The sequence below is a fragment of the Exiguobacterium sp. FSL W8-0210 genome, from assembly GCF_038006045.1.
Taxonomy (GTDB): domain Bacteria; phylum Bacillota; class Bacilli; order Exiguobacteriales; family Exiguobacteriaceae; genus Exiguobacterium_A.
The window spans coordinates 1,197,601-1,216,495 of the sequence record NZ_JBBOUK010000001.1; the positions used below are offsets into that span (position 1 = coordinate 1,197,601).

20 protein-coding genes are annotated in these 18,895 nt (G+C 48.8%); 13 read left to right on the forward strand and 7 right to left on the reverse strand.

The window, feature by feature from the left end; genetic code table 11:
- Window positions 1-32: 32 nt before the first annotated feature.
- Both MKY22_RS06150 and MKY22_RS06155 read right to left on the reverse strand, forming a co-directional pair.
- A complete protein-coding gene (locus MKY22_RS06150) occupies window positions 33-914 on the reverse strand; it encodes an NAD(P)-dependent oxidoreductase (RefSeq protein ID WP_214729541.1) in 882 nt (293 codons plus the stop codon).
- Window positions 911-2,656 carry an ABC transporter ATP-binding protein gene (locus MKY22_RS06155; protein WP_214729543.1) on the reverse strand — a complete coding sequence of 582 codons (1,746 nt, stop codon included), beginning with the start codon at window positions 2,654-2,656 and terminating at the stop codon, window positions 911-913. Before MKY22_RS06155 ends, MKY22_RS06150 begins: the two co-directional genes overlap by 4 nt.
- 124 nt (window positions 2,657-2,780) lie before the next feature.
- Between MKY22_RS06155 and MKY22_RS06160 the strand changes: the two genes are divergently transcribed.
- From MKY22_RS06160 to MKY22_RS06175, 4 genes are all read left to right on the forward strand, one after another.
- Window positions 2,781-3,212: a YaiI/YqxD family protein gene (locus tag MKY22_RS06160; protein WP_029341287.1), complete on the forward strand. Its 432-nt coding sequence runs from the start codon at window positions 2,781-2,783 to the stop codon at window positions 3,210-3,212.
- 83 nt (window positions 3,213-3,295) lie between these two features.
- Window positions 3,296-4,930 (forward strand): ATP-binding protein, encoded by a 1,635-nt coding sequence (locus tag MKY22_RS06165; RefSeq protein WP_341087472.1) that lies wholly within the window; start codon window positions 3,296-3,298, stop codon window positions 4,928-4,930.
- A gap of 31 nt (window positions 4,931-4,961) precedes the next feature.
- Complete coding sequence (locus tag MKY22_RS06170; protein ID WP_341087473.1) at window positions 4,962-6,719, forward strand: EAL domain-containing protein; 1,758 nt, start codon at window positions 4,962-4,964, stop codon at window positions 6,717-6,719.
- Window positions 6,720-6,780: 61 nt separating this feature from the next.
- Window positions 6,781-7,059, forward strand: coding sequence for a hypothetical protein (locus MKY22_RS06175; protein ID WP_214729544.1), 279 nt, complete (start codon window positions 6,781-6,783; stop codon window positions 7,057-7,059).
- Window positions 7,060-7,136: 77 nt separating this feature from the next.
- On the opposite strand, the gene MKY22_RS06180 is transcribed toward MKY22_RS06175, so the two are convergent.
- A complete protein-coding gene (locus MKY22_RS06180; protein WP_341087475.1) occupies window positions 7,137-8,096 on the reverse strand; it encodes a DUF4003 family protein in 960 nt (319 codons plus the stop codon).
- Between the two features lie 54 nt (window positions 8,097-8,150).
- Complete coding sequence (locus MKY22_RS06185; RefSeq protein ID WP_290777526.1) at window positions 8,151-8,666, reverse strand: DUF1836 domain-containing protein; 516 nt, start codon at window positions 8,664-8,666, stop codon at window positions 8,151-8,153.
- Window positions 8,667-8,777: 111 nt separating this feature from the next.
- Here MKY22_RS06185 and trhA point away from each other — a divergent pair, with 111 nt between their 5' ends.
- The 5 genes from trhA to MKY22_RS06210 all read left to right on the forward strand — a co-directional run bounded on the left by trhA (window position 8,778) and on the right by MKY22_RS06210 (window position 13,169).
- Window positions 8,778-9,425, forward strand: coding sequence for a PAQR family membrane homeostasis protein TrhA (gene trhA, locus MKY22_RS06190; protein ID WP_023467814.1), 648 nt, complete (start codon window positions 8,778-8,780; stop codon window positions 9,423-9,425).
- Between the two features lie 118 nt (window positions 9,426-9,543).
- Complete coding sequence (locus tag MKY22_RS06195; RefSeq protein WP_341087478.1) at window positions 9,544-11,268, forward strand: M3 family oligoendopeptidase; 1,725 nt, start codon at window positions 9,544-9,546, stop codon at window positions 11,266-11,268.
- Window positions 11,269-11,310: 42 nt separating this feature from the next.
- Window positions 11,311-12,009, forward strand: coding sequence for a ribose-5-phosphate isomerase RpiA (gene rpiA, locus MKY22_RS06200; protein WP_341087479.1), 699 nt, complete (start codon window positions 11,311-11,313; stop codon window positions 12,007-12,009).
- Window positions 12,010-12,029: 20 nt separating this feature from the next.
- Window positions 12,030-12,290 carry a hypothetical protein gene (locus tag MKY22_RS06205; protein WP_290714896.1) on the forward strand — a complete coding sequence of 87 codons (261 nt, stop codon included), beginning with the start codon at window positions 12,030-12,032 and terminating at the stop codon, window positions 12,288-12,290.
- Window positions 12,291-12,422: 132 nt separating this feature from the next.
- The gene (locus MKY22_RS06210; RefSeq protein WP_341087481.1) at window positions 12,423-13,169 is read left to right on the forward strand and encodes a hypothetical protein; all 747 of its coding nucleotides are present in this window, start codon (window positions 12,423-12,425) and stop codon (window positions 13,167-13,169) included.
- A 95-nt stretch (window positions 13,170-13,264) separates the two neighbouring features.
- Here MKY22_RS06210 and MKY22_RS06215 read toward each other — a convergent pair whose 3' ends face one another.
- The 3 genes from MKY22_RS06215 to MKY22_RS06225 are packed head-to-tail and all read right to left on the reverse strand — an operon-like array spanning window position 13,265 to window position 15,021.
- Window positions 13,265-13,669: a DUF350 domain-containing protein gene (locus MKY22_RS06215; RefSeq protein ID WP_023467822.1), complete on the reverse strand. Its 405-nt coding sequence runs from the start codon at window positions 13,667-13,669 to the stop codon at window positions 13,265-13,267.
- A gap of 13 nt (window positions 13,670-13,682) precedes the next feature.
- The gene (locus tag MKY22_RS06220; RefSeq protein ID WP_023467823.1) at window positions 13,683-13,850 is read right to left on the reverse strand and encodes a hypothetical protein; all 168 of its coding nucleotides are present in this window, start codon (window positions 13,848-13,850) and stop codon (window positions 13,683-13,685) included.
- Between the two features lie 55 nt (window positions 13,851-13,905).
- The gene (locus MKY22_RS06225; protein ID WP_341087485.1) at window positions 13,906-15,021 is read right to left on the reverse strand and encodes a GGDEF domain-containing protein; all 1,116 of its coding nucleotides are present in this window, start codon (window positions 15,019-15,021) and stop codon (window positions 13,906-13,908) included.
- 239 nt (window positions 15,022-15,260) lie between these two features.
- On the opposite strand from MKY22_RS06225, the gene MKY22_RS06230 reads away from it, so the two are divergent.
- Genes MKY22_RS06230 through MKY22_RS06245 form a run of 4 tightly spaced genes read left to right on the forward strand, consistent with a single transcriptional unit; the run spans window position 15,261 to window position 18,885 of the window.
- Entirely contained in the window at window positions 15,261-16,700 is a 1,440-nt protein-coding gene (locus tag MKY22_RS06230; RefSeq protein WP_341087487.1) for a GntP family permease, read from the forward strand.
- Window positions 16,701-16,725: 25 nt separating this feature from the next.
- The gene (locus tag MKY22_RS06235) at window positions 16,726-17,427 is read left to right on the forward strand and encodes a CoA transferase subunit A (protein WP_341087489.1); all 702 of its coding nucleotides are present in this window, start codon (window positions 16,726-16,728) and stop codon (window positions 17,425-17,427) included.
- Between the two features lie 13 nt (window positions 17,428-17,440).
- Window positions 17,441-18,103 (forward strand): 3-oxoacid CoA-transferase subunit B, encoded by a 663-nt coding sequence (locus MKY22_RS06240; RefSeq protein WP_064300169.1) that lies wholly within the window; start codon window positions 17,441-17,443, stop codon window positions 18,101-18,103.
- A 5-nt stretch (window positions 18,104-18,108) separates the two neighbouring features.
- Window positions 18,109-18,885 (forward strand): 3-hydroxybutyrate dehydrogenase, encoded by a 777-nt coding sequence (locus MKY22_RS06245; RefSeq protein ID WP_290714870.1) that lies wholly within the window; start codon window positions 18,109-18,111, stop codon window positions 18,883-18,885.
- Window positions 18,886-18,895: the final 10 nt, after the last annotated feature.

Below are 18,895 nucleotides of genomic sequence, written 5' to 3' on the forward strand. Positions count from 1 at the left end.
TACGTCAGTAGACGTAGCGTACAGGCTTTTGCTTATTCCACCGAAGCGCGTGAACGTTCGGCGAGCAACAGATAAAGCGCTTGTGTACCGGAATCGGCGTGACCGAGCTCTGCAAGCTCTTCATATAGATCTTTGACGAGTGCGAGACCAGGTGTCGCGATGCCCATCTCAGCTCCTCGTTCGAGCGCAAGGCGCATATCCTTGATGAAGTGCTTGACGAAGAAACCAGGTGAGTAGTTTTCAGCGATGACGCGCGGAATCAAGTTCTCAAGACTCCAGCTACCGGCAGAACCAGATTTGATCGTCTCGATGAACTGCGTCGGATCAATCCCGGACCGCGTGACGAACAACAGCATCTCCGCTGTTCCGATCATTGAGCCGGCGATTGCGATTTGGTTCGCGAGTTTTGCTGATTGTCCTTTACCAGGACCACCGAAGAGTGAAATCGATTTTCCCATCGCTTCGAATAATGGCTTCGCTTGCGCGAACGCTGCTTCTTCACCACCGACGAGAATAGCGAGTGTCCCGTTCTTCGCACCGAGGTCACCACCTGTGACAGGTGCGTCCAGTGCCTGAAGACCGCGTGTTGCCGCTTCCTGCGCGATGCGTTCTGCAAGAGCTGGACTAGATGTCGTCATATCGACCAGGATCGTTCCGGGTGACGCATAGTCGAGGACTCCGTCTTCGAAGTAGATTTGCTCGACGTCTTGCGGATAACCGACGATCGAGATGACGACGTCGACATCCGTGACAACGTCTTGAATCGTATCGACGATTTCGACACCATCTGCTTCAAGGACAAGTCCTTTTTCTTTCGTACGATTGTATCCTTTGACTGTAAAACCTGCCTTGCGCAGATTGCGGACCATGCCTTGTCCCATGACACCTAATCCGATGAAACCGACTGTCTTCATACATGATTCCCCCTTGCACGTTCCGTGCCGATGAATTGTTGCGTTACGAGCTTATTATACAATGGATTGTCGACGACAAGACGATCATGTGTCCCGATGCCGGAAATCCGACCATCTTCAAGAACGATAATTTGATCGGCATGACGAACTGTCGCGAGACGATGAGCGATGACGAACGTCGTCCGTCCGACCATCAATCGCTCGAGTGCTTCCTGAACGACCCGCTCGGACTCGGAGTCGAGGCTTGACGTGGCTTCATCCAGCAATAGAATTTCCGGGTCTCGGAGGAGTGCACGTGCGATCGCAATCCGTTGGCGTTGACCACCAGACAACTTGACACCTCGTTCCCCGATTTCAGTTGCGTACCCCTCTGGAAAACGTTCAATGAACGTATCGGCATTCGCCATCCGTGCAGCCTCACGAATTTTGTCTTCACTGACGTCTTCCGCAAGACCATAGACGAGATTGTCACGGATCGTTCCCGATAAAACAGGGGAGTCTTGGGCGACATAACCGATCGCTTGGCGCCAAGACGATAGCGTTAAATTAGCGATGGATTGATCTCCGAGTCGAATCTGTCCGGATGTCGGTTGATAGAATCGCTCCAGTATCGCGAATAATGTCGTCTTCCCGGATCCACTCGGACCGACGATCGCTGTCGTCTTGCCGCGTGGTAACGTAAAGCTGACATCCTGTAGGATGGGCGTCTCATTGTATCCGAATGATAGGTGATCGACCGTGACGTCCGTAAACGGACGCGGCGCAACAAGCGTTCCAGGTGCTTCCGGTGTCTCATCGAGAAGCTCGATGATTCGCTCTGTCGCCCCGCGAGCCTTCTGTAACTTCGTGATGAATTCAGTCATCGTCACGAGTGGCGTCATGATTTGGAACAAATAGAGTGAGAAGGCGACGAGTTCACCTGCTGTGATCTGGTTCGTCGCGACGCGGTAGGCACCAAAGCCGATGATCAAGATCAACATCGTCGTCAAGGTGACGTTAAAGATTGGCAACAAAAGGGCTTGGATTCGTCCTTCCTTGACGCCATAGCCATAAAGATTCTCAATGCGAGTTTTCCCACGGTCGAGCTCATAGAATTCAGTCGCTTGCGATTTGACGAGTCGGACTTCACCGAGCATCTCGGCAAAAAAACCGGATAATCCCGCGAGTTCCTTCTGAGTCTCACGAGATATCTTATGCAACTTCCGCACGAGCGGGATGATGATTAGTAGCGTCACGGGTACAGCGATGACCATGACGAGTGTCATCTGCCAGTCGAGGAAGAACAGAATCGTGATCGCTCCGATGATCGAAACGAGTGATGTCAGCAGGCGGACGAGTTGCTCCGACAGCAATTGCTGGAGTGTCGTAGCGTCACTGTTGAGTCGGGAGACAAGCTCACCAGATTTCGTCTCATCATAGAACGGAATCGATAAGGTCAACAGGTGTTTCCATAGGAGTGTCCGTAAATTAGCGACGATTCGTTGACCGACGATCTGTAACCAATAGATCGATAAAGCATTCGCGACGACTTGGACGACAAAGACGATCACGAACAAACTGATCAGATGCGGAGTCAGTCGATCGACTGTAAAACCGTCAATCAACGTCTTTAAGAACCAAGGAATGGCGAGGGCAGCCAGTGCTTGGATGACGGAGACGGAAACAGCGGCGGATAATAATCCGACCGGGGGTTTCGTTTTTTTCAATAACAGGTAAAAAGATTGGAACGTCGCAGCGTTCATTTCAACACATCCTCTCTTTTCCATTGTCCGAAAGAACGAAGAAACGGTCAAATGGGAAACGCGACTTGACAAGAAATCTTTTGGTTTGTGACACTGATAGTGGAACCAACAAGGGAGGATGCAGATGTCTATTTTCGTAGATGCGGACGGATGTCCCGTTGTCGATCTCGTCGTTCGACACCGACAGGGACGTGACGTCTTTTTAGTTTGTGATACAGCACACCAGATGATGCGGGAGGGGGCGACGACGATTACGGTCGGACAAGGTCCAGATGCTGTCGATTACGCAATCGTCAATCGGATGAAACGTGGCGATCTCGTCGTGACCCAAGACTACGGTTTAGCAGCACTCGTCTTAGCGCGAGGAGGACTCGCAATGGACCAAAACGGTCGTGAGTTCACGAACGATAATATTGATTTATTACTTCATACACGGCATGTCGGACAACAAATCCGACGAGCCGGTGGACGGACGAAAGGACCGAAAAAACGGACACGTGATGCGGATCGGGCATTTGAAGAAGCATTTCGTGCATTAGTGCACACCATCATATAAGTAAGAATGTACTTGAACTGTTGATACAGCAAGGACCATGCTATAATTTGAAACAGGAATGAATTCAGAAAGGAGGATGCACGTTGAAACGAATTTTACGCGACCACTCGAAGGACCGTCCTTACCGATTGCGCCAAGGAACGGTTCCGGCATCAGCTGAGGCACGACTCACTTCACTCGATCAACGTGAAATCAATCGGTTACAACAGAATTTACGGGAAGTCGAACTGAAATTGAAGCAACGTAATGAAATCATGGAAGCGCTAGCGACACAAAATGTCGAAGCGGCCTGTGAGACCGTCCTGACGATTCTGTTGCAACTGCTCGATGTAAAAGAAGGTGCCATCCTCTTGTACCGTCGTGAACAATTGAATCATTTCGTCGCGCAAGGCATCGACGAGATGGAGCTGATCGAAAAAGATCTCGATCAATATTCGGTCTTACGTCGGGCGTTCGTCATGCGTAAATCGGTTCAGTTGCCAATCAGTGAGCAGTTCGAGTCGGCAATCCCGGTCCAGTCCCCAAGCAACGGACAAGTCGTCGGATTGCTTTATGTTCGTCATGCCTTCGCTCAGTTCAATCTAGAGCAAGTCGGGGACTTACTTGATCTATCACGAAAACTCGGGATGACGCTTGAGCGCCATCTGTTGTTCCATCAGATGGAGCATGAAAAAATCAAGACGTATCAGCTCCTCGACTCGATTCGGGAAGCTGTCCTATATATCGAGAGTAGCGGAGAACAGATTTATGCAAACCAAGCATTGTTGAACATGTTTCCCCCGAAGCTCGTCAATCAAGCGCAAGGATTCCGTCATGCGTATGAACGGGCGACGTCGCTGTTTGAGCATGTCGATCAGCCGGACGCACTTCATGACTATATCGGTCAACTAATGAACGGGGATATTCCGGGAGAAACAATCGAACTCTCGGCGTTTCGTGGGAACTTATTACTCAGTGCCTACGCTGAACGGATTGCGATCGCGAACGTCGAATGGGGAATGATGCTCGTCTTACGCGACGTGACGAAAGACAAGGAACTCGATCTTAAACAGGCAGAGTTCGTCTCGATCGTATCGCACGAGTTGCGGACACCGCTCTCTTCCATCATGGGCTTTACGGAGTTACTGATGAAACGAGAAGTCGATCCGAAGCGCCAAAAGCGGTATTTGCAGACGATTCATTCGGAAACCGTTCGATTAGCGGAATTGATCAATGATATCCTGGAAATTCAGAAAGGGGAAGATTCGACGCAGGGCACGCAAAAAGAACCCCTTGATTTGAAACAGTTGACATTCGAGATGAAGCCGATGTTTGATCTTGCGAGTCAGGCACACCGAATCAGTGTTCAGTTCGAATCAGGAGACTATACGGTATCAGCCAGCAGTGAGAAGATGAAGCAACTGTTTACGAACCTAATCATGAATGCGATAAAATATTCGCCTGAGGGCGGCGCAATCCGGATCAAAGGGTCAAACCAATCGGATCAATTACGGATTGAGATTTCGGACGAAGGGCTCGGTATACCAGAGAAAGCCCTACCTTACATTTTTGATAAGTTTTATAGAGCCGATAATTCGGATACACGTAAAATCGGTGGAACGGGCTTAGGGCTCGCGATTTGCCGAATGATCGTGCTCGATCATGGAGGAGCGATTTCCGTTCAATCGACGGAAGGAAAAGGTAGTACCTTCATCATTCAACTTCCAGTTGACGTATGACCACGACAGAACCAGAAAGGAGGAAGACACGGTGAATAATAACTCACACATTCGTTATGAAGCTTTGCATCCACTCGTCGAAGAAATTCTTGAAAAACTGAGTGAACGAATCGGCGTCAATACATTATTTTTTGCATTAAACGATTCTTACAGCAATTTTGTCGTTAAAGCAATCAACCAAGACCGTCAGTTGATCGAAGAAGGCTCGACCCATGTCTTCCAACATGTCCTCTGTAAGCTGGTCGTCGATGAGACGGATGGGAAGGTCTCGATCAATGAATTGCTCAATGATCCATTGACGGTTAATCATCCGGTCACGAAAGCACTTGGAAACGGTAGCTTTTTAGGGGTGGCGATCAAAAACGCGGAGAACGAGAAAATCGGAACGTTATGTGCCTTTGACGATCAGCCATTTGACTTCAAGGAGCAGGATGTTGCGCTCGTTGAACGATACGCGGATATTATCAGTAAATCAATCAACGTCGAAACCTATGTCATCAAAGATGCACTGACAGACGTCTACAACGAACGGTATATGAAGCGATTGATTTCGAGTATGACGATTCATCCCGCTTTCATGATGGTGTTGAACCTGGACCGCTTTCATGCAATCAATGCAGCGCACGGATACCGGGCAGGGAATGAAGTACTGCGTGAAATCGCGAGCCGGTTAAAGTATGTTCCTTTACCGAACCATGTCGTCGGGCGGATGGACGGGAATGAATTCGTTGTCCTAGCAGCACTCGAACAGGATCTGGAGTTCGAGCAACATGCAGAAGAATATGCCCGTATCGTCACGGAAGCGATTGAGCAACCGATCGTTGGTGTCGCAGATGAACCGATTCACGTGACGGCTTCGTCTGGCGTCAGTCTCCTGACCGGTGACATGGCAAGCCGTCAAACACAAATTTACGCAGCAGAAGCGCTGATGCAACAGGTCAAACACGATGGGAAACGACGGACCTCGTTCGTTAATCCGTACCGAAATGCGGAGCAACACCCGTTTGCATCGGTCCTTGAATCAGAGCTGTCGCATGCACTGAAACGAGGGCAGTTCGAGCTTTATTACCAATGGATCGTCGATGCGAAACAAGAACATTATGTCGCGGTAGAAGCACTTCTACGCTGGAATCATCCAGTGCTTGGGTTCGTCAGTCCGACGGATTTTATTCCGATTGCCGAGAAGATGGAGATTTTCCCAGACATCGGTCGATTTACGATCCGTCAGGCAATCCTGGATCAACGGCGCTTGGAGGAGACATTTGGACGTAAGATTTCCGTCGCCGTCAATCTGTCGGCGAATCAGTTCGAGTCAGATCAACTATTTTCCGAGTTGCTCCGACTGACAGAGGAGTCATACTTCCCGAATGAACGACTCATTCTTGAAATTCGGGAAGAAGTACTGCAGACACGTCGCCGTTTTGCGATCAACCGGTTGGAACAATTGCGTCAAGCGGGCTATCGTTTGACCGTCGATCATTTTGGAAGTCATTACGCATCACTCAATTCGTTATTGCGTTTACCTGTTCAAACGGTCAAGCTTGATCCAATCTTTACGCGTCGCCTCGTCCAAAATCAGTTGGAGCGCTCGATGATTCGGTCTGTTCATTCGTTGACGTCTGTGCTGAACATCGCGCTCGTGATTCAAGAGGTTGAGACCGCGTCTCAACTCCAACAGATTCAACTGCTGGATGAGGACCTTTATGTGCAAGGCTATGAGGTACATCACCCTCAGCCAATTGACCAATTACTCATCGAGGACATTGTTCGCGGGCACGCCGAGGTTTAATCGTTCTTCAGTCGGGAATACTTTAAAATGTGGAACAAGTACATTTTAAGGGGGATGCCAAATGGCGAATCAACACGATAAAGAGACGGATCCGATTACTTCAGGGAACCGTATGACGAAGGATGAGATTGCGGGGCGTGATCCGCAAGACCATACGAATGTACCGGAATCTTCAAAAGAGGAAAAAGAATCGAAGCACCAAGAGCAAGAACAAGATGCTGAGAAAACAGAACGACCAGATGACGATGCTTCGAGTGAAGAAGCACCCGATTTGTCCCATGCTTCAGATGAAGATGGCGATGTCCAGCCGTCTGATGAAGACCAGCAAGATAAAGAATAACTATAAATAAGGGCAATCGACGTTCGGCAGTAATGCCACGCGTCGATTGCCCTTTTTGCTGTATTGTTCTTGAATGATTACTCGCCCCCGCCGTCACCACCACCATCAAATCCTCCGTCGATCCCGCCGTCCGTCGCATGGGACGTGTCGGTCAAATCAATAGGGAAGAGTAAGAACGGAATCGCGTCAGCGCCGTCCGGTGGGAGAATCGAAGATGGGAAGAGTTGTTGCAGGATCTTTTGTTGACTTAAATACAATCGGATTGCTGTCAGATAGACTAAGTCCTTCCGGTATTTAAAATGTAAATCGGAGCGTAACGCCTCTGCCATCCGTTCGAGTGACGAAGCGTGAACGTTTGGATCACCGAGTAACGCAAGCATGCCGTGGAACGACAGCGGAACATGGTGTTTACGATGTATCTTACGGGATGCCTCCACTTGTGCGATATAGCGATCCCAATCGTCTTCAGGCAATAAAGCGAATATCAAGGCGACGACATACGTCTGTTGAGCGCGTCCGAACCGTCGTTTGAGTCGTTGATAGACCGTTTCGATACGCGAGGCGAGTTCGTCTAACTCACCGCGTGTCGTAGCGTGAAAATAGACGAAAGAGATCAATAGCGGTGACACGATGAACCGATGTTGTTTTTTGAGGCGTGTGTATAATTGTACCGTTCGTTCAAGTACCGCGTCCTGTGGAGTAAGACGGCTGATGAAAAGGGCAGTAGAGTAGGCATTCAAGGGATGCGACAAGCGATGCGATTTAAAATAGCCATGAATCGACATCATCTCAGCAATCCGACTCGGTGTGTGGGCGTCAAAGGCATGAATCTTCGAAGCAAGCAATAATGCCTGGGTCGTTTGTGTACGCAACCGTATTTTTAAGTCATCTGCTGTCTCAAGCAACACACTTGCGGAAACCTGCTCCGTTCCGATCGTCCGGTCGAATGCCAGTTCGATGAGAATGCCATCCTGATAGGTTCTGAATTCTGGTCCGATGTGATCCAGCTGTCGCAAGAAAGTCGTCGCGATCTCCATGACTGTTCCTCCTCTGCCTTTTCGTATAGTGTATCACGCAGCGAAAGCGTTCTCTTATTTTTTCAGTTGGGTGTCTATCAAGTGTTCTGCTGCGCGCCGGTACAAGTTACTCATATGAGCCATCGCTAAGATCTGTTCCAGTGGGTCGGTCGTCGAGGCGGTCAAAGCTTCTTGTTCCGTTACGAAGCGAGCTGTATTTTGTTCTGCTAACATGAGATAGTCACGGTAAAATCCTTCAAGATCGAGTTGATCCTGTTCGATCCCTTCGTTCAAGGGCGCGAGAATCGTCTTGATATCATTGATCGAAAACGAACTTTTCAATTGATAGATCAAGCTGATCAGAATCAAGTGCTCCTTCGTGTACTTTTTATTCGTGACCGGAAAGAATAATTTCTTTTTGGCATAATTGTTGATCATCGTCTTCGTCAAAATCGTCTCGTCTGCACTTCGCGTCGTTTCCTCGAATGTCCGCTCGAACAGTTGGATGACTTGATCCATATAGAGATCGATATTCGGGATATCCTCGAGCCGTAATTGACGATCGTGTCTCGTGTCGTCAGAATGTGTCATAAAAAACCTCCAAAATCGCTAAAATAGGACTTTCTACTTCTCCATCATATGATAGAATACGTATATAACGCCATGTAGTATTCGAAACTACATATCAGGGGAGGAACGAAAGTGAAAGCTTATATGAGAGAACCGATTAATGGATTAACGCATCTTGGAGGGGCTGTCTTTGCTTTTGTCGGGTTACTGGCACTTGTCATCAAGGCATCGTTAGAACGGGGGGCATCACTTGCGATCGTTGCAGCGATTATTTTTGGTGTCAGTATGATGGCGCTTTATGCTGTTTCGGCAACGTATCATATGGTGCTTGCGAGCGACCGGGCGATCGCGATCTGGCGTCGGTTGGATCATTCAATGATTTATCTGTTGATTGCCGGGTCTTACGCACCTTTTTGTCTCGTCAGTTTGAACGGTCCGACTGGTTGGGTCTTGTTCAGCATCGTCATGTTGATTGCAGTCTCTGGAATCACCTTTAAATTGGTTTGGTTCAACAGTCCACGTTGGTTATCAACGACGCTCTACATCGGAATGGGCTGGATCATGGTATTTGCGATCACACCACTTGCGCAAGTCTTATCACCGCTCGGCATCGGATTGTTGTTCCTTGGTGGTATCTTCTATACGATCGGTGGCATCATCTATGGGCTGAAGCCACGGATCTTATCGTTCAAACATCTTGGATTCCATGAAATTTTTCATATCTTCGTACTACTGGGTAGCTTAGCGCACTTCCTATGTGTCTACTTCTTCGTCTTATGAGGATGTCCTCCTTCAGTCAATGGCTGAAGGAGTTTTTTTATGTCTGATGGAAAATACAGGAGAAGTCGAGCATCCTCACGAATGAAAGAACGAATAGATCACGCATAGGGGGAAAAGCATGAAACACACACGATGGCAATTAGAAAAACTCTACACGATTAACGATGTCAAAGCAGGAATCGCTACGATACGAGCCGCGTTGACGAAACGTCCGACAAATGTGGCAGAACAGGTCGAGCGTTATCAGAAAGTCGCGCGCGACGTCGAGGAATGGAGCGACTTCATTTATTGTCTGTACGCTGAAGATGTCACGCGCTCAGAAGTCCATCCATTGCTCGAAGAGATTGAAATCGTACAAGCGATGGTGCGCAGTGAGGCAGCAGCACTCGATACGAAGATCGCCGCACTGTCACAAGAAGAGTGGGAGGAGCTCGTCACGGGTTCACCATACGCCTTTTTCTTGAACGAACGCCGTGACATCCAATCCCGTCGTGCATCACTGGTTCAGGAAAAATTGTTGCAGGATCTCGGTGTGGACGGGTTCCAAGGCTGGGGGCAGCTCTACAAACAGCGCTTCATGGCATTACGCGTCGACTTGGACAAAAAGCAGGTCACGATCGGTCAAGGGCTACACGAAGCGATGTTCGCACCTGACCGTTCGACTCGTCTAGCGGCAGCAACAGCAGTTGACACTGCTTGTGCACAAGAAGCTGACCTCTTCGCGACGATTCTGAACCGGATTGCCGGCTTTAGATTGCAATCCTACAAGATGCGGAACTGGGAGCAACCATTGACTGAGTTGCTTGAGCAGAACCGGATCTCGGAAGCGAGCCTAACAGCGATGATGGAAGCACTTGATCAACACCGCGACCTCTTTCACGCCTATTACGCTCGCAAGATTGCCCAGGCGGAGCGGGTGACGGGAGAATGGCATGATTTTGAGACGAACACCTATCGCTCCGCCCGTCACATTCCGTTTGAGATGGCAGAGACCATCGTCACGACACAATTTAAACGATTGAATCCGCGACTCGGTACTTTTGCTGAAAACGTGTTTAGTAAGGGATGGGTTGATGCAGAGAATCGTCCTAGAAAAGCGGAAGGCGGATTCTGTGCCGCATTCCCGATTGCCAAGGAGAGCCGGATTTTCATGACGTATCGCGACAGTTATCCGGACGTTGCGACGCTCGCGCATGAATTCGGTCACGCCTATCATAATTATTTACTGCAAGACGAACCGTATTTAAATCAACTCAAAGGAACGAGCATCGCGGAAACAGCTTCGACGTTCATGGAGAATCTAGTGCTCGATGCTGCTATCAAAGAGACAACGGAACGCGAGGAAGTGCTTGCTTTGCTTGAAGTCAAGATCCGGGAAGGGCTGAAATATGCCAGCATCGTTCCCGGGATGTTCCGGTTCGAGCAACGTTTTTATGCGGAACGTCAGCAAGGGACGGTCAGTGCCGAACGGTTAAGTGAACTCCTGCAAGAGGAAGAACGGTTAGCCTATGGTCCAGTATTGCCTGAACCGGCGCGCTATAAATGGATGTACATCAGTCACTTGTTCAATCCGAATCTTGCGTTCTACAACATTCCCTACACGATCGGTTATCTGCTCAGCAATAGTCTGTATCAGACGGTTCAAGCGGATCCGAATCAATTTTCGGCAGTCTTTGAAGCCGTCATGCATAATTCCGGTCAAGCGACGATCGATGAGATCGTTAAACGTCATCTCGACGCTGATCCGACATCTGTCGCGTTTTGGATGGAAGCCCAGCAACCGCTCATCCAGGCAATTGAGCAGTACTTGACATTAACGGAATCCTCTCTCTCCGTCGATTGAAGACGAATCGAAACGGGAACAGAAATGTAGGGAGGGATGCGGATGTATGAACAGGAGAAACAATTAGTCGCTGAGGCAGCACTAACTTACGTGAATGATGGGATGATAGTGGGTCTTGGGACGGGTTCGACGACGGAACGGTTCATCGAGGCGCTCGGTCCACTTGTGCAGGCGGGACTACAGATTCAAGGTGTGGCGACGTCACTTGCGACAGTCCGACTCGCGGAACAGTTACACATTCCGTTGATCGACTTGGAAGAGGGAATGGAAATCGATGTGACGATCGATGGGATCGACCAGATAGACGGACGATTTCAAACGATCAAAGGTGGTGGCGGCGCACTATTTCGCGAGAAAATCGTCGCGCTGATGAGTCGGGAATTGCTCTATCTGACCGATTCTTCGAAGTTCGTCCATCATTTAAGCGGACCGTTACCGGTCGAACTGGATCCGTTTGCGTTACCGTATGTGCGGCAACGGTTGCGTGATAAGCATGTCTCAGCAACGCTACGCGTGAAAGACGATCGTCCCTTCGTTACAAATGGAGGTCACGTGATTCTTGACGTTGACTTATCAGCCATCTCGGACGTCCGAGTATTCGCAAAAGAAGTGAAGAGTTGGTCGGGTGTACTCGAGACCGGTTACTTCGAGCGACAGCCCGATCATGTCCTGACGGTCGATGAGGGAAAGGTCAAACGTATCGCACATCCACGACTGCGTGACGGTGGTGGATTGGTTTAAGAAAGAAAGAAGGAAACCGTATGGGCTTGAAAAAACGGTATTTATTCGGAGCAGGTGTCATTGCCGGTGCGAGTCTACTGTTGTTCAGGAAGCGGGAACAGGGCACACAGACCGATGCGCTACGTGATTATTTAGCGCATCTCGATCAGGATCCAAGTCCAGATGCTGCGAAAGACCCGGATGAGGTCGGATTGACGAAACTGGATTCGATCTATCGAGCTGAGTGGCAAGCGAATGGTTTTCCACGTTCGCGGACGGAGCTAGAGGAGCTTGAAAAATAGTGGCAGTCAACTATAAGTAATTAAAACGGTTAAAGTCCGGATTTGAACGGACTTTAGCCGTTTAGTTGTGAGCGTAGTAAAAATTGAACGCAATCCATAGAAAATTAAAAATGTTCAGCAGGAGGCACATGTATGTATTGGTGGTTAAGAAGAATGAGGCGTTTGTGGTTGAAGTTTGGTTGGATTGTGATTATCGCTTGTTTCGCTGTTATCGTTGGTTCATTCGTTTTAATCATGAATGGCAATCCGATCAAAGAAAAAGAAATCGGAAAACGATTGGAAGTAGATTTAGAGCGAGAGTATAAAACGAAATTTGACCTAGAGTACACTCGTTACGATGCGACTATAAGCGAATATGGGGCAATTTTTCATACGAATGAACCGGATAAGAAGGATGATGTCTCTTTCTATGCAACGTATCATAATGATTATGAATTGTACGATACATATTGGGAAGAAATTTGGTCACGTGATATTCGTAAAGTAGTCACGAACGAAGCAAAAGAGGTGTACGGAAACAATTTTATTAGTGTCGAGGTGAACTCTCCACCGGAATTATTCATAGATGACGTAAAACTAAATAATGTATTGCAATATACCGAATTGAATAAAGAATCGATGCGGCATGTGCAGATCATGGTGAACGTACATAAGGAAGCGCGACACACGGTGAAAAAAGACTTGGCAAAATTAGTGACGAAAATGAAAGACGGATCGATGAAGGCTGGAAAGGTGATCGTGATGGGAGCAGATGATGAGAAGGCTACAGCATTTCGTTCATGGGTATGGATCGATGTAACGAATCTTCCGAAGGACTTTAAGATGTCTGAGTTCAATAAATTATTGGAATGGGATAAGACTTTTACAGCTATTAAATAAGAGTATAGAAACATGACTGGATATAAAAAAGCTCCTATGAAAGAAAATAATTTTCTTCTTTCGTAGGAGCTTTTTAAATGAAGTACGGTCTGTTCTTAATATGTAAGTGATCCTGCGATGATCAAACCGATCGAAATCGATAAGAAGAGGAGCAATAAACCGACTGCTTCGTTGTTCGCATCAATCTCTTTCGTCATGCTTAAGCGTGGGATTAGTAAATCCGCGAGATAGAATAAGACGATTTGTAAGACGATCGCGAGTGCACCCCATAACACCATATCGAGAATGCTGACAGAGTTCGAAATACTCGAATACAGGACGATGGCGAGACCAAGAATTCGTCCACCGAAGGCGTAGACGGCCGCTTTCTTCCCGTTACGAATTAATTCAAGCTCCTTTGATTTCGTCGTCACTTCGAACAGGACGACACCGATGGCAAGGAGTACGGTTGCGACACCGATATACGAGAGAGTCGAGAGGAATAAATCACTGAATGTCATGCTGGTACCTCCATCATGATTTTTTATTTTTTTTGCGTTGTTCGTATGCAACATATAATTCGAGCAGTGCTCCGACAAGAATACCTGCTGATACATACAAATAGAAGTTGTCACCAATGAATCCGAACAAGAGACCTAATATGAGGCCGATCAGGATATAGGGACCTTTTGCTAACTTCATGCCAATCACCTACCTCTTCTTTAAAGGTAGCGGATTTCAGAGGTGACGTCCATCGTTATTCTTGAAAGCTGACGGCAGATTCTGCATTAGGAGAAAACAGGACGACTTGGTTCCGACCTTGTTGCTTCGCCTGATAGAGGGCAGCATCCGCATCCGGAAGGAGCTGGTCGATTTGAGATGTCGTTTCATCAAAAGCCGCTAAACCAAACGATGCCGTAAGTGGCAAATCGATCGAAGCCAATCGAAACGGGCTGGAAGCGATCCGTTCACGCAATTGTTCTGCTAAAGGAATCACTTCAGCGAGTGGCACGCCCTCAAACAGGACTGAAAACTCCTCACCGCCGTTACGGGATAAATACCCGCTTTCTGCCACTCCATCGCGCAGTCGATTGGCGAACTGCCGTAGCACCTCGTCGCCCGCCTCATGTCCATACGTATCGTTGACCTGTTTAAAATGATCAATGTCAATCGTCAACAACACGACCGACTGTTTGTTCAGGATCAATCGCTGTTTGACATCCGTGAAGTATTCATTGAAGGCGCGTGAATTATTTAATCCCGTCAAAAAGTCAAGTTGCGCTTTCTGACGAAGCATCCGTAATGATTGTTTGGTCAACCGAATATCGCGGATGATCAGCAGGGCGAGCCAACTACTGACGAACGATGCAGGAATGACGACTGTCATCACTTCAAGTAGAAGAATCTGTTTCGGTAAGACAATCCATAAGACAAGAGCGTGTAAAGCCGTCGCGTATATCGTCACGAGTGTGAATGTTCGTTTTGCATAGGGTGGCATCTCGCGAACGATCAGACTCGTTCCGAGAGCAACGGCGACGATAAAACCGAATGCGGTGAAGGCTGCTAGATTCGTTCCCAAACTGAAGCGATAGATGATGATCGCGATCGTCACGATCGTTGTCGGGATGGCACCACCAAAGTAGGCAGCGACGACGACCGGAATATGACGCAAATCAACCATGACGCCAGGTGCTGCTTCAATCGTCATCTGCATGAGTAGTAACGTGATGACACTTAGAGCAAGACCGTACAATACGCGCGTCAGCCGCGGGGAGTCACGCGTGATCGGAAGCGGTGATAATTTTCCGAGCAGATAGAAACCAGCCATTAATAGCGTCACGTTATGCAAGACGTCAAAAAGGATGCTTTTCATGAACTGTCCATCCTTTCAAATAAAGTACGTTACTTAAAAGACATACGCCATAAAAGGACTAACTCCTGTTCCTTGAAAAAATAGTCTATCTGATGTAATTGTGTCTATAATGTGAACTTATGATTTCTATAAGCTGTACTTATGGTTTTACGAAATGTAATTGACCTCCTCGACACTGCGTTGTTAAATGATGAAGAAGTGATATGAAAGCGCTTACTAAATTTGAAGGAGATCTACTTATGGAACTCGTCATCATTCTTCTTGCCTTATCCTTATTGATGTTCGTTGCCTATCGTGGTTTTTCGGTCATCCTATTTGCACCAATCTGTGCCTTGTTCGCTGTCTTACTGACGAACCCGGACTGGGTGTTACCTTTCTTCTCGAATATCTTCATGGAAAAGATGGTCGGCTTCATCAAAGCATACTTCCCGGTCTTCCTCCTCGGAGCGATTTTCGGAAAAGTCGTTGAGATGTCCGGTATCGCAGAGTCAATCGCGAAGACGATCATCCGCATGATTGGTGCGAAGCGTGCCATTCTTGCCATCGTCTTACTCGGCGCCATTCTTACATATAGCGGCGTCAGCCTGTTCGTTGTCGTGTTCGCTGTTTATCCGTTTGCTGCGAACTTGTTCCGCGAAGCGAATATCCCGAAACGCCTCATCCCGGGAACCATCGCCCTTGGTGCATTCACGTTCACGATGGATGCTTTACCAGGAACACCGCAGATTCAAAACGTCATCCCAACGACGTTCTTCAAAACGGATATCTACGCTGCCCCGATCATGGGAACAGTTGGTGGCTTGTTCATCTTAGTCGTCGGGATGTGGTACCTCGAGTCACGCAAGAAAAAAGCGCATCAAGCGGGTGAAGGTTATGCTGGATTCGAAGCGACGGCGGCAAGTGCCGCACCGCAGATGGAGTTGAAGAACGAACCGGAAATGGCACTCGAAACAGATCGTCAACCAGTCTATCGGCAAGTCCTGGCTTTCGTGCCACTCGTCCTCGTTGCTGTCATGAATAAAGTCTTCACCCTGTCGATTCCGAAATGGTATCCGGAAGGATTTGATTTTTCAGCAATCGGTCTAGAAGCATTCGGAAAGATCGAGACACCCGCCGTTCTTGCAATCTGGTCCGTGCAAATGGCGTTGTTGATCGGAATTCTTGCAGCGATGCTGTATGACTTCCCGAAGATCAAGACGAATTTCCAAGCTGGTCTCAATGTCAGTATCGGTGGCGCGCTCTTAGCGGTCATGAATACAGGTGCTGAGTATGGTTTCGGAGGCGTCATCGCAGCATTACCAGGATTCAAGTCCGTCTCAAGCGGGATTTCAGAGACGTTCACGAACTCACTCGTCAACGGAGCTGTCACGACGACGACGCTTGCCGGTGTCACTGGTTCCGCATCGGGCGGGATGGGAATCGCGTTAAGTGCGATGTTGGATAAATATACGCAAGCCATCACATCAGGCGGCGTGCCACCGGAAGTCATGCACCGCGTCATCTCGATGGCGTCCGGCGGAATGGATACGTTACCGCATAACGGTGCCGTCATCACATTACTTGCCGTCACGGGCCTAACGCATCGTCAGTCGTATAAGGACATCTTCATGATTACGATCCTCAAGACAGTGACGGTCTTCTTGATGATCGGATTGTATAGCTTGACTGGTTTGTACTAAGGATTTTTAAAGGGGGCATCATCAGATGAAACAGGGGAAAGTATACGCATCATTCGCGGAAGCGACAGCAGACATCTTTGACGGGGCGACGCTAGTTGTAGGGGGCTTCGGACTCTGCGGAATCCCGGAAAAATCAATTACCGCGTTGCAAGAGAAGGGCGTCAAGGATTTGACGGTCGTCAGTAATAACTGTGGCGTCGATGACTTCGGTCTCGGTCTGCTCTTGCAGACGCGACAAATCAAGAAGATGATCTCGTCGTATGTCGGGGAAAACAAGACGTTCGAGCAACAATACCTCAGTGGCGAGATTGAAGTCGATCTCGTCCCACAAGGTACGCTTGCCGAACGTATCCGTGCCGGTGGAGCTGGCATTCCCGGTTTCTATACACCAACAGGCGTCGGGACACCGATTGCTGAAGGGAAGGAACAAAAGGAGTTCGATGGAAAAACGTATCTGCTGGAAGAAGGAATCGTCGGCGATTTTGCGATCGTCAAGGCATGGAAATCAGATCGACTCGGGAATCTCGTCTTCCGAAAGACGTCACGCAACTTTAATCCGATCGTTGCGACAGCCGGAAAAGTAACGATCGTTGAAGTCGAAGAACTGGTCGAAGTCGGTGAACTCGATCCGAATGAGATTCATACACCTGCTGTCTACGTCCAGCGCATCGTCGTCGGAACGGATTATGAAAAACGCATCGAACGCCGGACTGTCCGGGAAGCTTGAGGAGGAGACGGATATGAAAACGACACGAGAGATCATCATTGAACGCGCACTTCAGGAAATCGAAGACGGGATGTACGTCAATCTCGGGATCGGGATTCCGACATTGATCGCCAATGCGATTCCGGACGACATGCATGTCATGCTGCAATCCGAAAACGGATTGCTTGGCATCGGACCGTATCCACTCGATCATGAGGTCGATGCCGACGAGATCAATGCCGGCAAAGAAACGGTCACGGCACAATCCGGAGCTTCTTACTTCGACAGTGCCGAATCATTCGCGATGATTCGCGGTGGGCACATCGACCTCGCGATCCTCGGCGGGATGGAGGTCGATCAAAACGGTGACCTCGCGAACTGGATGATTCCGGGCAAAATGGTCAAAGGCATGGGCGGGGCGATGGATCTCGTCAACGGAGCAAAACGCGTCGTCATCATCATGGAGCATGTCAACAAACACGGCGAATCGAAAGTCAAACAGGCGTGTACCTTGCCATTGACAGGACGCGCCGTCGTCAACCGTTTGATTACGGACCGGGCCGTCTTTGATTTCACACCGGACGGAATGGTCTTGATCGAGACGCTGAATGGTCATACGGTCGAAGACGTCAAACAAGTCACGGAAGCACGATTCACGGTCAGTCCGGAACTCGAGCGCGTGACGGTAGGGGAGTGAAGCAGATGGTCCAAGGAGATATCGTACTCGTCACAGGTGCAGGAAGCGGAATTGGTCTTGAAATCTCAAAGGCGTTCGCTGTGGCAGGAGCGAAGGTCGTCGTAACGGACGTTCGCGCGGAAGCAGCAGAAGAGGCGGCGGCAGCGATTCGGGCAGACGGTCATGAAGCGGTCGGCATGACGCTCAACGTCACCGATGAAGCACAGGTCGAAGCCGTCTTGAAGCAGACGGTCGAACAATTTGGTCGACTCGACGTCTTGATCAATAACGCGGGTCTTCAACACGTCTCACCAATTGAAGAGTTTCCGACGGAGAAATTCGAGTTGATGATCAAGATCATGTTGACGGCACCGTTCATCGCCATCAAACATGCCTTTCCGATCATGAAGGAACAAGGTTACGGACGGATTCTCAACATGGCATCGATCAATGGTTTGATTGGCTTTGCTGGGAAGGCGGCGTATAACTCGGCGAAACATGGATTGCTCGGTCTAACGAAGGTCGCAGCCCTTGAAGGAGCGGAACACGGAATCACCGTCAACGCGATTTGCCCGGGGTATGTCGATACACCGCTCGTCCGAAATCAGATGGAAGACTTGGCAAAGACGCGTCACGTTGAACTCGAAAAAGTACTGGAAGAAGTCATCTATCCGCTCGTTCCGCAAAAACGGTTGCTCGCCGTCGAAGAAATCGCGGATTATGCGTTGTTCCTCGCGAGCCGCAAAGCAAAAGGAATCACCGGACAAGCAAACGTACTCGATGGAGGATATACAATTCAATAAGGAGATGGAG

What these genes read in the sequence shown, in the direction of transcription:
- MKY22_RS06195 (WP_341087478.1), top strand. Translation starts at nt 9,544, where the DNA reads ATGAAACACACACGATGGCAATTAGAAAAACTCTACACGATTAACGAT.
- MKY22_RS06155 (WP_214729543.1), bottom strand. Translation starts at nt 2,656, where the DNA reads ATGAACGCTGCGACGTTCCAATCTTTTTACCTGTTATTGAAAAAAACG.
- MKY22_RS06240 (WP_064300169.1), top strand. Translation starts at nt 17,441, where the DNA reads ATGAAAACGACACGAGAGATCATCATTGAACGCGCACTTCAGGAAATC.
- MKY22_RS06215 (WP_023467822.1), bottom strand. Translation starts at nt 13,669, where the DNA reads ATGACATTCAGTGATTTATTCCTCTCGACTCTCTCGTATATCGGTGTC.
- MKY22_RS06245 (WP_290714870.1), top strand. Translation starts at nt 18,109, where the DNA reads ATGGTCCAAGGAGATATCGTACTCGTCACAGGTGCAGGAAGCGGAATT.
- MKY22_RS06185 (WP_290777526.1), bottom strand. Translation starts at nt 8,666, where the DNA reads ATGACACATTCTGACGACACGAGACACGATCGTCAATTACGGCTCGAG.
- MKY22_RS06175 (WP_214729544.1), top strand. Translation starts at nt 6,781, where the DNA reads ATGGCGAATCAACACGATAAAGAGACGGATCCGATTACTTCAGGGAAC.
- MKY22_RS06150 (WP_214729541.1), bottom strand. Translation starts at nt 914, where the DNA reads ATGAAGACAGTCGGTTTCATCGGATTAGGTGTCATGGGACAAGGCATG.
- MKY22_RS06230 (WP_341087487.1), top strand. Translation starts at nt 15,261, where the DNA reads ATGGAACTCGTCATCATTCTTCTTGCCTTATCCTTATTGATGTTCGTT.
- MKY22_RS06210 (WP_341087481.1), top strand. Translation starts at nt 12,423, where the DNA reads ATGTATTGGTGGTTAAGAAGAATGAGGCGTTTGTGGTTGAAGTTTGGT.
- MKY22_RS06205 (WP_290714896.1), top strand. Translation starts at nt 12,030, where the DNA reads ATGGGCTTGAAAAAACGGTATTTATTCGGAGCAGGTGTCATTGCCGGT.
- MKY22_RS06160 (WP_029341287.1), top strand. Translation starts at nt 2,781, where the DNA reads ATGTCTATTTTCGTAGATGCGGACGGATGTCCCGTTGTCGATCTCGTC.
- MKY22_RS06235 (WP_341087489.1), top strand. Translation starts at nt 16,726, where the DNA reads ATGAAACAGGGGAAAGTATACGCATCATTCGCGGAAGCGACAGCAGAC.
- MKY22_RS06225 (WP_341087485.1), bottom strand. Translation starts at nt 15,021, where the DNA reads ATGAAAAGCATCCTTTTTGACGTCTTGCATAACGTGACGCTATTAATG.
- MKY22_RS06180 (WP_341087475.1), bottom strand. Translation starts at nt 8,096, where the DNA reads ATGGAGATCGCGACGACTTTCTTGCGACAGCTGGATCACATCGGACCA.
- MKY22_RS06220 (WP_023467823.1), bottom strand. Translation starts at nt 13,850, where the DNA reads ATGAAGTTAGCAAAAGGTCCCTATATCCTGATCGGCCTCATATTAGGT.
- rpiA (WP_341087479.1), top strand. Translation starts at nt 11,311, where the DNA reads ATGTATGAACAGGAGAAACAATTAGTCGCTGAGGCAGCACTAACTTAC.